A 12,497-nucleotide genomic window follows, 5' to 3' on the forward strand; every position below is an offset into this window, starting at 1 on the left:
GCGGTCCGGGACGGCAGTCCGGGACCTTACGGAAGGGGCCCGGCCGGGCGGCTGCGTACGTCGCAGCCGCCCGGCCGGGCCCCTTCCGTGTGCGCACTACCAGGTGAAGCCCGGCTGGATCGGCATGCAGGCGCCCTCGTTGTCACCGTTGAGCGCGTGGGCCGAGGTCGGCGCCACGGTCGGGGCGGGCGGCGGCGTTGCCGGCGCGTTGCCGGTCCGCCAGTCCTTGCCGACGAACAGGGTGATCCCGGAGACGTCCTCGGACTTCTGCACCGAGGCGGCGGGCAGACCCAGGGCGGTGGCCAGGACGCCCGCGTCGGCCGCCTGCGCGTCCGTGGCGTAGCGGATCACCGTGGTGTCCTCGGCCCCGGTCTGGTTCTCGGCGGCGGCCTTGGTGAAGCCCTTGCCGACCAGCAGCGCGGCGACGTCGTTCGCCCGGTTCTTGACCCTGGCCTCGGTGCCGTTCCTGCCGCCGGTGGCGTTGCGCACGGAGACCGCGATCTTCGCGGGAGCGGCGGCCGGGGCCGTACTCGGTGCCGTGCTCGGGGCGGCCGCGGACGCGGAGGCACCCGGCGACGGCGAGGCACCGTCCGCGGGGGTACCGGAGCCCTTGCCGTCGAGCGCGATGTCCTCGCGGACCATCCGGAACACGGCCTCGGCCTCGCCCGCCATGGGCTCGACCCGGCCGTCCAGGCCGGGCTTGTCGCTGTAGACCCACGGCATGGTGGTCATGGTGATCCGGCCCGGCGGCACCTTCTTGAGCTCCATGCTCAGGTCGTACAGCTTGTCGATCTTGTTCAGGCCGTTGTCCACGACCATGGCCTGGATCGCCGCCTGCGCCAGGCTGTTGAGCTTCACCGGGTTGGTGAGCTTGGCGTTCTTGCGGAACTCGCGGGCCATCGAGGTCATGTACTGGTGCTGGGCGTGCGTGCGGCCGATGTCGGTGCCGTCCTCGAAGCCGTAGCGGGTACGCAGCCACTGCAGGGCGGTCTCGCCCTGGATGACGGACGTGCCCTTCGGCAGCTTCAGGCCGGAGCCCTTGCCCTCACGGTTGCGGGAGTGGACGTTCTCCTCGACGCAGACCGGGACGCCGCCGATGGCGTCCGCCATCGAGACCACACCCTTGAAGTCGATCATCATGAAGTGATCGACGGGGATCTTGGTCAGCTCCTGCCAGGCGGCGACCGTGCAGCCCGGACCGCCGCGCTGCAGGGACTCGTTGGTCTGTACGAGGCCCTTGCTGGCGGGGTGCACCTTGCCGCCCGGCTCGGTGCACTTGGGCATCATCAGCATCGTGTCGCGCGGCATCGAGACCACCGACATGTTGCTGCGGTCCGCGGACAGGTGCAGCAGCATCTGCACGTCCGCCAGCGGCGGGCCGCCGAAGGTGTCCCTGCCGCCACCGAGGGACTGGTTGGCCTCGTCGTCGCGGGCGTCGGAGCCGATCAGCAGGATGTTCAGCGGGGTCTGCCCGAAGGCGTTGGGCTTGGAACCGCCCAGCTTGGTCTCACCGAGGTTCAGCTCGTCCGTCTGGATGCTGCCGTTCAGATGGCGGTAGTACAGGTATCCGGCCGCCGCCGTTCCGAGTATCAGCAGGGACAGCACGGAGGCCACCCAGCGCAGCACGCGCCGCCGGCCCCGTCTGCCGGGACGGCGGTCGGCCGCCCGTCGGGCAGCTCTGGAGCCGCCCCGCGGTGGGGGCACTGTGGCGGAGGCGTCCGCCCCGCCGTCGGATATCTCCTCGGTGGTCCGGGCGGTCGCCCCCTCCCCTCGCACGCTGCTGTGCCTCACACATCCCCCTCAAGATCCATCTTGGTCGATAGCGGCCGGTACTCCCGGCCGGGTCCCGCTACTTGGCGCAGACGGCCTTGTCGGCCTGGGCCTGCTGAACGTCCTCGGGCAGCTGCTGCGGTGCCGCGGGCGCCAGCGGGGCGCCCGCCTGCTGAAAGTCCGGACCCAGCGTCAGCTTCATCGCGGTCTTCGCCGACGCGTCCGTCGTCCCCATCTTCAGCGCGGTGGCCGGCAGGCCCATCATGTCCGCCAGTGCCCGGGCCTGGTCGGCCTGGTTGGGCGCGAACTCCAGCTGCGTGGCACCGACCTTCGTGGGTGCGTTGCCTTCATTGCTGGACCTGGCCACGCCCTTGCTGTTCTGCAGCCAGTTCACCGTCGTGGAGGCGGAGCCCTTGGGCCCGCCGCCGTTGTAGATGTTGACCCGTACGTCCGCCGCGGGAGCGCGGTTGCCCTGGAGCAGCGCGTCCTGCTTGGCCTTCGAGTCGGCGTCGGCCGCCTCCTTGGCAGCCTGCTCCTTCTTCTCGACCTCGGTGAGCGAGACGTCCCCCCGGATCATCTGCAGCAGCGGATCGGCGAGGGCCTGGTTGACCACGACGGTGGCCTTGACCTTCTCGGCCGGGTTGTCGAGCACCGGCAGGGTGGTGAAGGTGATGTTCTTGAGGTCGATGTCCTTCAACTCGCCCGCGAGGTCGGTGAGTTTGTTGATGGAGCCCAGACCCTGATCCACAGTCAGCGACTTGGTGGCCGCCTCCGCCAGCGAGAAGAACTTCTTCGGACTGGTCAGCGTCTCCTTGGACTTCATCTCGCGCATCATCGAACCGAGGAACTGCTGCTGGGTCTTGATCCGGTCCAGGTCGCTCTCGTTGCCGAAGGCGTGCCGGGTCCGTACGAAGGCCAGGGCCTCCTCGCCCTGCAGCCGGTGCTCGCCCTGCGACAGCTTGAGCTTGGAGTCCTTGTCGTCGACGGCCTTCTCCAGGCAGACGGGCACCCCGCCGACCGCGGTGCTCAGGTTCTTCACCGCGTTGAAGTCGACCATCATGAAGTTGTCGACCTCTATGCCGGTGAGGTCCTTCACCGTGCGCATGGTGCAGCCCGCGTCGCGACCCTCCTGACCCAGGCTGTTGTTGAAGCGGATCCCCTTCGAGCCCCGGATCTCCTTCGTCGTCCCGTCCGGCTGCTTCGTCGGGCAGTCCGGGATGTTGGTGATCAGGTCGCGCGGGATGGACAGCGCGGTGGCGTTGCTGCGGTCCTTGGCGATGTGGAAGAGGATCGTGGTGTCGGCGTGGCCGACGCTCTCCTTGTCCCCGTAGCCCTCGTTGCCCGCACCGCTGCGCTTGTCGGTGCCGATGACCAGGATGTTGATGGCCTGGTCCTTCTTGAACCCGCCGGTGCCCGCGCCCGCGATGTCGGTGACGCTCAGGTTGCCGTTCAGGTGGTCGTAGTAGAGGTACGCCGCCAGCGATCCGCCGACCAGCAGGAACGCCAGGGTCCCACCGGTGATGACCAGCGCCTTCTTACGGCGTCCGCCACCGCCGGCCCCGCCGCCCTTGCGGGAGCGGCCGCCGCGCCGGCCGCCGGGCGGGGCGTCGCCGCGCCGCGGCTTCGGCACACCGGGTGAGGGAGAGGTGGGGGCGGAGGGAGCAGACGGCGATCTGCGAGGTGCGGTGACCCTGGGCCGCGCTTGCGCGGCGGAGTCGGCCAGTCGCAATTCGTAGTTGCCGGTGCGGGGATTGAGTACCCACTGGTCTGCGGGGTCGATTTCTTCCGCCCGCCCACGGCTTTGCGCATCCACGGTTGCTCGAATCCTCCGTCGGTGCCTCGCGACGCGCCTCCCCCAGGCGCACGGTCAACGATCCGGCTGCTGGCGCCCGATCTCTGGTCCGGCCGGGCACCGGATCGCTCACCCTATCCGCCCTGTTCGGCGGCAAACCATGCTGGTGACAAATTCCACTCCCCTTATAACGGGGTGAACCACCCATCCCACTCGGTTCGGTCACCGGCTTTTGGGATTGCTTTACCGGCAGTCGGCGTTCCCCGCAGTGGTTCCGGTGAAGGTGGGGACGGGTACGGGGGATGTGACGGTTCCCTCGTCGGTTCCGTCCACGTCCGTATCGGATGTTCCGGACGTACCGGACTCCGTGTCCTCGTCCGCGGCTTCGGCCGGGGCCGGGGTCGGCTCCGGCTTCGGCGGGGTCACCGTGACCGGCTTGTCCGTCCGCAGCTGCTGGAACAGCTGCTCCGCGGCAGGCTCGACCAATTCGTCACGGTTCGGGTTGGGTGCATAGGGCTTGCGCGGAACCGTAAGGAATTTAACCTGCTCAGTCGGTATGTCCCGCATGCCCCGGACGAGTTCGTACAGGCCGCGCAGCGAGGCCAGCTCCGGGTCCGTGGTCACCGAGGAGGTCGCCGCGTCCAGCAGCGGGTACAGCCGGGCCGGATTCAGCAGCACCCCGTTGCTCTGCACCTTCTTGACGAGCGAGCCGAGGAACTGCTGCTGGCGGTCCATCCGTTCGGTGTCGCTGCCGTTGCCCAGGCTGTGCCGGGCGCGGACGAAGCCCAGCGCCTTCTCGCCCTGGAGGGTCTGGCGCCCGGCGGCCAGCCGCAGCTTCGCCTCCGCGTCGTTCACCGGCTCCTTGAGGCAGACCTCGACACCGCCGATCGCGTCGACCATCTTCTTGAACCCGCCGAAGTCGATCACCATGTGGTGGTCGATCCGGATCCCGGTGAGCTTCTCCACGGTACGGATCGTGCAGGCGGCCCCGCCCCACTGGAACGCCCAGTTGAACTGTGCGAACTGCTCCCCGGTGCGGCTGCCGTCCACCTGCGTGCAGATGGGGATGTCCGTCATCAGGTCCCGGGGTATCGACACCGCGGTCGCGCTCCTGCGGTCCTGCGGCAGGTGCAGCAGGATCGTGGTGTCCGAGCGCTGGGTGCCCTTGTCCCGCCCGTACCCGGCGTTGTTCCTGCCGGAGCGCGAGTCCGAGCCGATCAGCAGGATGTTCTGGGCCCCGGTGGCCAGGTGGGCCGGGCGTTCGCGCTCGTAGCGCCGCAGCTCGGCCGCGGCCGAGGTGTCCTCGGTGATGTTCCCGTCGAGCTTGTTGTAGAGCCACCAGCCGGTGACCGTGCCCGCCAGGACCAGGAGGACCATCCCGAGCCCGATCCGGCGCAGCATGCGGCGCCGGCGCCCGCGGCCGCGCGGGGGCCGCCCCGGGCCCCCGGCCGCGTCGGTGCCGCCCGGTATGCCTGCGCTGTCCGTCACTGGCGTCCGTCCCCTCGCCGCTACGACTCTGGGCCGTCAGCCGTACGGGTGAGCACGGCCACTGCCGATGCTGCACCCGGGCTGCCGAAGAGGCCCGGGGGCAGGGGCTTGTCTAGGGCCATGCGGGTGACAGATCGCCCGTACCTGCTCTTCGCCGGTGTGGGTGAAGGGCGTCCGGTCGGCGATCAGACGGTGTGGGTGACGCGCTCGCTCTCGCTGCGCTGGGCCAGCCCCTCCGGCGAGAGCCGGTCCAGGTTCCGGCACAGCACCACGGACCCGCCCGCGGCCAGGGCGGCGTAGAGCCCGGCCGAGAGGCCGTCCCAGGTGTCGTAGCCGAGCCCGGTCAGCACCCGCGAGCCCTCGCCGAGGCCCCGCTTCGCCGCGTCCTCGCGGGCGCGGGCCACGAGCGCCGTGTGCGTGAGCTCCTCGCCGCCGACCACCAGCGCCGGACCCTCGGGGTCCACGGGCACGAAGGGGGCGAAGCGGTCGCCCTGCCCCGGCACCTCCACCGCGTAGTCGGCGAACCCGGCCGGCGGCTGCGGGAAGCGTCCGCCCAGCGGCCGCAGGGCGAGCGCCACGCGCTCACCGCCGCACGCCAGGGCCTGCTCCAGGGTGTCCGGCCCGCTGACGACGAGATCCGCACCGGCCGGATCGCCGCCGACCTCGGCGACGACCCCGACCGAGGCGCAGGCGAGCAGCCAGACCGCGCTCTGCCAGTGCGCCGGGAGCATCAGCGCGAGCCGGTCCCCGGGCTCGGCCCCCAGGTCGCCCTGGAGCAGATTGGCGGTCTTGGCCACCCAATTGGCGAAGGTCGCGACGGACAATTCGACGCGCTCGCCGGTGGCGTCGTCGTAGAAGGTGACGAGCGGGCGGCCCGGATCGGCGGCGAGCGCGGATCGCAGCAGGTCGGCAGGGGTGCGGTCAGTGGCGTTCACCCGGCACAGCGTACGCGGGGCCGTCCCTCGTACGGGGGCCACCGGCTCCTCCGTACGGGGGAGGCGTACCCGCGGGATGTCGGACGGAGCGTCAGTTCTCGGATGGCGCCGGGCGGTCCGGGTGCTCACCATCCTTTTCATGCGTGGATTCCTTGCTTCCTCGATCGGCGTCGCGACGGCCGCCGTACTGGCCCTGCCCCTCGCGCTCCCCACCCCCGCCCTGGCCGAGACCGCCCCCGTAGCCCCCGCCGGGTCCACCCAGTCGCTGCCGCTCGTCCCCCTGGGGCCGTCGGCGACACGGGCACCCGGAGTCCCCGGAATGAGCACCTCCGCGGGCCGCCCCGAGACGCAGGGTCTGACCCCACGCGAGGTCAAGACGTTCTCGTTGGTCGGCGTGATCTGGGACGACGCCACCACCGAACTGAACGGCCGGGTCCAGGTGCGTACCCGCTCCACCCGGACCGCCACCTGGTCGGACTGGCAGGACGTCGAGACCCACAACGGCGATCACGCCGCGGACCCCGACGCACCCGAGCGCGGCTCCCGCCCGATCCGGGGCGCCACCGCCCCGCTGTGGGTGGGCGAGTCCGACGGCGTGGAGGTCCGCGTCCAGGCCGAGCCCGGCGCCCCGACCACCCGCGCCCCCTCCCGGCTGCCCTCGGGCCTGCGGATCGAGCTGGTGGACCCGGGCGCGGAACCCCCCGCGGAGCCCGACGGCAAGAACACCGGGGCCGACGGCGACGGCGACGGCAAGGGCGAAGTGGTGCCGGCCCTGACGATGGAGACGGCGGAGTCCTCCGCCGCGAACGTCCCGCACGCCTCGCTCGGCGCGAACGAGATCAGCGCACTGGACAAGGCCGACTCCACCGCCGACGCGATCTTCGCGAGCGACGGCGAGCTGACCGCGGCCGCCGCCCCGTACATCGGCCCGCGCCCGCGCATCGTCACCCGCAAGGGCTGGGGCGCGGACGAGAAGCTGCGCGAGTCGGGCTTCGTCTACACCAGCACGGTCAAGGCTGCCTTCGTCCACCACAGCGCCTCCGGCAACAACTACGCCTGCAAGGAGGCCCCCGCGGTCCTGCGCAGCCTGTACCGCTACCACGTGGTCAGCAACGGCTGGCGGGACTTCGGCTACAACTTCGCCGTCGACAAGTGCGGCACGGTCTACGAGGGTCGCGCGGGCGGCGTCGCCAAGGCGGTCCTCGGCGCGCACACCATGGGCTTCAACACCAACAGCATGGGCGTCGCGGTGCTCGGCACCTTCACCTCCTCGGCCCCGCCGGCGGCGGCGGTCGACGCGGTCGCCCGTCTCACCGCCTGGAAGCTGGGCCTCTTCGGCCGGGACCCGCGCGCGAAGACGACCCTGACGTCGGGCGGCGGCAACCTCTACCCCAAGGGCCGGAACGTGTCGATGAACGTCATCTCGGGCCACCGGGACGGCTTCGCCACCCAGTGCCCGGGCACGAAGCTCTACGGCAAGCTGGGCACGACCCGCACGACCTCGGCCAAACTCCAGGGCCGCCCCTAGGAGCGGGGTCCGGGGCGGAGCCCCGGGGGACGTGGACGGGCCGGGCTACGCTCGGGGCATGGCCGGCCGCTTCGATCCCCTCACCCGCGCCGCCGTCCGTGGCGGCCGGACCGACGTACCCGCGGGCCGCGGCGGCGCCGCCGGCTCCGGGGCCGGGGAACGCCGCTGGACCCCCGACGGGCCGGTCGACCTCGGGCTCACCCTCGGCCCGCTCCGCCGCGGCCCCGCCGACCCCACCTTCCGCACCACCCCCGACGGCTCCGTCTGGCGTACCGGCAGAAGCCCTCAGGGACTCGCCGCCACCCTGCGCGTCTTCGGGACCGGCACGGAGATCACCGCCGAGGCCTGGGGCCCCGGCGCCGACTGGTTCCTCGAACAGCTGCCCGCGCTCCTCGGCGCGGGCGACGACCCCGCCGCCTTCGTGCCCCGCCACCGCCTCGTGCACGCGAGCCACCGCCGCCGCCCCGGCCTGCGCCTCACCCGCACCGGCCTGGTCCTCGAATCGCTGATCCCCACGGTCCTGGAGCAGAAGGTCACCGCCGACGAGGCCTACCGCGCCTGGCGCCGCCTCGTCCGGCAGTACGGCGAGCCCGCCCCGGGCCCTGGCCCCGACCTGTACGTCCTGCCCGCCCCGCGGACCTGGGCGATGATCCCCTCCTGGGACTGGCACCGGGCCGGGGTCGACGCCAAGCGCTCCGACACGATCCTGCGGGCCGTCCGGGTGGCGAACCGGCTGGAGGAGGCGGCCGCGATGGACCTGCCCGAGGCCGTACGAAGGCTGGAGGCCGTCCCCGGCATCGGCCCGTGGACCTCCGCCGAGACCCTCCAGCGCAGCAACGGCGCCCCGGACGCGGTCACCACCGGTGACCTCCACCTGCCCGGCATCATCGGCTACGCCCTCGCGGGCGACCGCGACACCGACGACGCCGCCATGCTGGAGCTGCTCGCCCCGTACGCCGGCCAGCGCCACCGCGCGGCCCGTCTCATCCTCCTCGCGGGCCGCACCCCGCCCCGCCGCGCGCCCCGTATGCCGCGCGGCGACATCGGCCGGCTCTAGGCCGCCTCAGCGGACCTGGATGAAGTCCGCCGCGGACCGCCCCGGCCGCTCCGCCGGGGCCGCCGCCGGGTGCCCCACCGCCACCGTTCCCATCGGGTCCCAGTCCTGCGGCAGCTCCAGCACCTCCCGCACCACGTCCCGGCAGAACATCGTCGAGGACACCCACGCCGAGCCCAGCCGTTCCCCGGCCAGCGCGACCAGCAGGTTCTGCACGCCCGCGCCCATGGCGACCACGAACATCTCCCGCTCCGCGGTGTCCCGCCGCGCGTGTCCGTAGTGGTGTGCGCCGTCCGTCACCAGACACGGCACCACCAGGTACGGGGCGGCCCGCAGCACGTCCCCGCGCTTCACCCGCTTCGCGACGGACTCCTCGGACTTGCCGTCCGCCCGCAGGTCCGCGATCCACGCGTCCCGCATCGCGTCCAGCAGCCGCACCCGGGAGGCCTCGGACTCCAGCAGCACGAACCGCCACGGCGTCGTGTGGTGCGGAGCCGGGGCGGTCACGGCCGCCGCCACCGCCCGCCGTACCGCGCCCGGGTCCACCGGTTCCGCCGTGAAGGCCCGTACCGTACGGCGCTGCGTCACGGCTTCCCGTACCGCCTCCGAGGTGCCGAGCCGGAACATGTCGTCGGCCGGTGAGCGCACCAGGTCCCGGGCCGAGGAGCCCTCGCCCAGGACATGGGGCAGCCCGCGCACGACGGCCACCGGCAGCCCCGCCGCCTTCCCCTTGACCAGGTCACCGGCGGCGGCCAGCTCGTCCGCCGTCGCCACCACGGTCGCGCTCAGCGGATTGCCGTGCGCGTCCGTGCCGCCGCGCAGGTCGTCCAGGACCCGTACGCCGGCCGAGCCGATCGCCACGTCCGTCAGTCCGGTGCGCCACGGCCGCCCGAAGGTGTCCGTCACGACCACGCCCACGTCCACGGACAGGGTGTCGCGCACACCGGCGCGGATCGCGGCGGCCGAGCCGTCCGGATCCTCGGGCAGCAGCAGCACCGTGCCCGGAGCGGTGTTGGAGGCGTCCACGCCGGCCGCGGCCATCACCAGGCCCTGCCGGTTCTCGACGATCCGCAGCGGACCCCGGCGCGCGATCACCCGTACGGTCTCGGCGTCGATCGCGGCCTCGCGCGAGTCCGCCTCCATGATCCGGCCCTCCGCCTTGGAGACGATCTTCGAGGTGACCAGCAGGATGTCCCCGTCGCGCAGGTCGGGGGCGGCCGTCGTGATCAGCTTCGCGAGGTCGTCGCCCGGCCTGACCTCCGGTATCCCGTCGACGGCCCGCACCTCGTACGAGGGCACCTGCGTCACCGGGAGGCCTCCGCCAGCTCCAGCGCGGCGCGGGCCATCTCCGTGGTGGCCTCCAGGTCGGTCATCATCAGCGGCACCGCGCGGCAGGTGATGCCGGCGGCCTCCACCTCCGCGACGGCGCCGGCGTCCGCGGTGTCCACGAGCCAGCCGTCGAGCAGCCCGGTCCCGTAGTGCAGGGCGACCGCGGCGGCGGTGGACTCGACGCCCACCGCGGCGAGCACCTTGTCGGCCATCCCGCGCACGGGCGCGCCCCCGACGATGGGGGAGAGGCCGACGACGGGCGCCGCGGCGGAGGCCACGGCGTCCCGGATGCCGGGGACGGCGAGGATCGTGCCGACCGAGACCACGGGGTTCGACGGCGGGAAGATGATGACGTCGGCGGCGGCGATGGCCTCCAGCACGCCCGGGGCGGGCTTGGCCTGCTCGGCGCCCACGGGTACGACGGCCTCCGCGTCCACCGAGGCGCGCAGCCGGACCCAGTACTCCTGGAAGTGGATGACGCGGCGCTCCCCGGTGCCCGCCTCGGTGATCGCGACGTGGGTCTCGACCCGGTCGTCGGACATGGGCAGCAGCCGTACGCCGGGCTGCCAGCGGTCGCAGAGCGCCTCGGTGACGGCGCTCAGCGGGTAGCCCGCGCCCAGCATCTGCGTACGCACGATGTGGGTGGCGAAATCGCGGTCGCCGAGGCCGAACCAGGTGGGTCCGACCCCGTACGCCGCAAGTTCCTCCTTGACGGTGAAGGACTCGTCGGTGCGCCCCCAGCCCTGGTCCTCGTTGATGCCACCGCCGAGGGTGTACATCACCGTGTCCAGGTCGGGGCAGACCTTGAGCCCGAAGAGGTGAATGTCGTCACCGGTGTTGCCGATGACCGTGATGTCCGCGTCGGGCACTGCCGACTTGAGACCGCGAAGGAACCGGGCGCCGCCTATACCGCCGGCCAGAACAACGATGCGCATGCGGACAGTCTGTCAGCCGGAGGCTGTCGTCGAGGGGCGGTGGTCGGGCCGTTCGGGGTCAGGCGGGTACGGACGCCGGTTCGGCCGGGGAGCAGCTGTGCATCGGCATCTCGGTCAGGCCGGGGAAGTAGACGTGCAGGCTGACCGCGCCGTCGAGGGTGTCGTTGACGACCTCGTGGGCGCGGCCGGGGGCGAGGACGCGCTGGGTGCCGGGGCGGTGGGTGAGCCGGCCGCGGGCGGTGTGCTCGGTGAGCTCGCCCTCCAGGACGGTCATGACGCCGGAGGAGGCGCCGTGGTCGTGCGGGCCGCTGCCCTGGCCGGGGACCCAGCTGAGCAGCCAGACCTCGTAGCCGGGGCCGGTGCGCAGCCGGTGGTACCAGCGGGTGGTGGCGTCGTAGCGGACGAGGTGCTCCCAGGAGGCGCGGTCCTCGGCGACGGAACGGGCGAGCCCGACGAACTCGGCGACGGTGGCCGGGTGCTCCCGGGCGGGCTGGAGCAGGTGCTGGACGGCGAGGATGTCGCCGGCGATCTGGAGGTCGCTCTCGACGGCGGCGGGCGCGGCAGGCGCGGCGGGTGCGGCAGGAGCGGCGGGGGTGGCGCTGTACGTGCTGTTCATCGTGGGGGGTACCTCGACGGATGTCAGTCGTGCTGGCGGTTGCTGCGGGGGCGGGCCGGAGCTCTCGGGAGCCGGGGCTCCGCGGGCATCAACAGCTGCAACAGCAACAGCGAACCTGGGCAGCGCACAGGAACCCACGAATGGGGGTCCGGGTGGCGGCTGCGGGCGCTGACATGCGAACTAGGAGAACGGTTGGGGGGCCTGACTGTCAACCCAATGTCCGGTTTGGTGCAAAAGTTTCACCTCATCCGGTTACCGTGCGCGGAGAAAGGTTTGTGCAGGGTGGAGCAGGGGATTGGCGCTGTGTCGAGGCTCAAACCTGAACCTCGCATCCGTGACCTGAATGTGATCTGCGCCGCTTCTCCGGTGCGTTCGCAACCCCGTTCGGAGGCGGCGCGTGGAATACGGGTAAAGACGGCATCCCGTGGCGCCGGTGGCATGTGTCACGATTTTTGGCGATATGAACACTTTCTGCATAGGCTTGGTTCCGCAGAGTGAATAAGGGGCCCAATAGCAGATCTCGGCTTGACTGCCCCGGAGCCACGCACTTGTAATTTCACTCGTGTCGTTACGTAGCAATCAGTGACGGCATCGTCACGGGGACGCACAGACAGAGCGAGGGGCGCACATGACCGAGCTGTTTCAGGAACTGCTGGTCGAGGAGGCGGACGAAGAGCTCGGATGGCAGGAGCGCGCTCTCTGCGCCCAGACCGACCCCGAGTCCTTCTTTCCCGAGAAGGGCGGCTCCACCCGCGAGGCCAAGAAGGTCTGCCTCGCCTGCGAAGTCCGCTCCGAATGCCTTGAGTACGCCCTCGCCAACGACGAGCGATTCGGCATCTGGGGCGGTCTGTCCGAGCGGGAACGCCGCCGCCTGAAAAAGGCCGCGGTCTGAAACGGCCGACGCACCACCGGTCAGGTACCTACCGCACATCGCACGACATATCGAAAGCACGACACGGCACGACACACGGCATCGCACACGGCACGGCAAACGGTCCGCCTCCTGCACCTTCCCCGCAGGAGGCGGACCGCTGTCGTGGCAGCCGTTAG

At 71.8% G+C, this 12,497-nt stretch carries 10 protein-coding genes; 3 read left to right on the top strand and 7 right to left on the bottom strand.

The genetic code is table 11. From position 1 onward, the window contains the following. Window positions 1–96: 96 nt before the first annotated feature. The 4 genes from OG373_RS23985 to OG373_RS24000 form a co-directional block, all read right to left on the bottom strand. Entirely contained in the window at window positions 97–1,626 is a 1,530-nt protein-coding gene (locus OG373_RS23985; RefSeq protein WP_405440206.1) for an LCP family protein, read from the bottom strand. A gap of 223 nt (window positions 1,627–1,849) precedes the next feature. Then, a complete protein-coding gene (locus OG373_RS23990; protein ID WP_405440208.1) occupies window positions 1,850–3,583 on the bottom strand; it encodes an LCP family protein in 1,734 nt (577 codons plus the stop codon). A 222-nt stretch (window positions 3,584–3,805) separates the two neighbouring features. Further along, window positions 3,806–5,050, bottom strand: a complete 1,245-nt coding sequence (locus OG373_RS23995; protein WP_405440209.1) for an LCP family protein — start codon at window positions 5,048–5,050, stop codon at window positions 3,806–3,808. A gap of 185 nt (window positions 5,051–5,235) precedes the next feature. Continuing rightward, window positions 5,236–5,985 carry a TIGR03089 family protein gene (locus tag OG373_RS24000; RefSeq protein WP_397730456.1) on the bottom strand — a complete coding sequence of 250 codons (750 nt, stop codon included), beginning with the start codon at window positions 5,983–5,985 and terminating at the stop codon, window positions 5,236–5,238. A gap of 139 nt (window positions 5,986–6,124) precedes the next feature. On the opposite strand from OG373_RS24000, the gene OG373_RS24005 reads away from it, so the two are divergent. Beyond that, window positions 6,125–7,513, top strand: coding sequence for a peptidoglycan recognition protein (locus OG373_RS24005; protein ID WP_405440211.1), 1,389 nt, complete (start codon window positions 6,125–6,127; stop codon window positions 7,511–7,513). A 58-nt stretch (window positions 7,514–7,571) separates the two neighbouring features. Beyond that, window positions 7,572–8,570 (top strand): DNA-3-methyladenine glycosylase family protein, encoded by a 999-nt coding sequence (locus OG373_RS24010; protein ID WP_397730451.1) that lies wholly within the window; start codon window positions 7,572–7,574, stop codon window positions 8,568–8,570. 6 nt (window positions 8,571–8,576) lie between these two features. Here OG373_RS24010 and OG373_RS24015 read toward each other — a convergent pair whose 3' ends face one another. From OG373_RS24015 to OG373_RS24025, 3 genes are read right to left on the bottom strand one after another with little or no spacing between them, the layout of a single operon-like run. Further along, window positions 8,577–9,875: a coenzyme F420-0:L-glutamate ligase gene (locus tag OG373_RS24015; protein ID WP_405440213.1), complete on the bottom strand. Its 1,299-nt coding sequence runs from the start codon at window positions 9,873–9,875 to the stop codon at window positions 8,577–8,579. Then, window positions 9,872–10,831, bottom strand: a complete 960-nt coding sequence (cofD, locus tag OG373_RS24020) for a 2-phospho-L-lactate transferase (RefSeq protein ID WP_405440214.1) — start codon at window positions 10,829–10,831, stop codon at window positions 9,872–9,874. The genes OG373_RS24015 and cofD overlap by 4 nt, the downstream gene beginning before the upstream one ends. Before the next feature lie 58 nt (window positions 10,832–10,889). After that, entirely contained in the window at window positions 10,890–11,447 is a 558-nt protein-coding gene (locus tag OG373_RS24025; RefSeq protein WP_405440216.1) for a cysteine dioxygenase, read from the bottom strand. Between the two features lie 628 nt (window positions 11,448–12,075). On the opposite strand from OG373_RS24025, the gene OG373_RS24030 reads away from it, so the two are divergent. Continuing rightward, on the top strand, window positions 12,076–12,339 hold the full coding sequence (locus OG373_RS24030) for a WhiB family transcriptional regulator (RefSeq protein WP_003983763.1): 264 nt from the start codon (window positions 12,076–12,078) through the stop codon (window positions 12,337–12,339). The last annotated feature ends 158 nt before the right edge of the window (window positions 12,340–12,497 follow it).

This window comes from Streptomyces avidinii (assembly GCF_045161815.1).
GTDB classification, from domain to species: domain Bacteria; phylum Actinomycetota; class Actinomycetes; order Streptomycetales; family Streptomycetaceae; genus Streptomyces; species Streptomyces avidinii.

What these genes read in the sequence shown, in the direction of transcription:
- OG373_RS24025 (WP_405440216.1), bottom strand. Translation starts at nt 11,447, where the DNA reads ATGAACAGCACGTACAGCGCCACCCCCGCCGCTCCTGCCGCACCCGCC.
- OG373_RS24010 (WP_397730451.1), top strand. Translation starts at nt 7,572, where the DNA reads ATGGCCGGCCGCTTCGATCCCCTCACCCGCGCCGCCGTCCGTGGCGGC.
- OG373_RS24005 (WP_405440211.1), top strand. Translation starts at nt 6,125, where the DNA reads ATGCGTGGATTCCTTGCTTCCTCGATCGGCGTCGCGACGGCCGCCGTA.
- cofD (WP_405440214.1), bottom strand. Translation starts at nt 10,831, where the DNA reads ATGCGCATCGTTGTTCTGGCCGGCGGTATAGGCGGCGCCCGGTTCCTT.
- OG373_RS24030 (WP_003983763.1), top strand. Translation starts at nt 12,076, where the DNA reads ATGACCGAGCTGTTTCAGGAACTGCTGGTCGAGGAGGCGGACGAAGAG.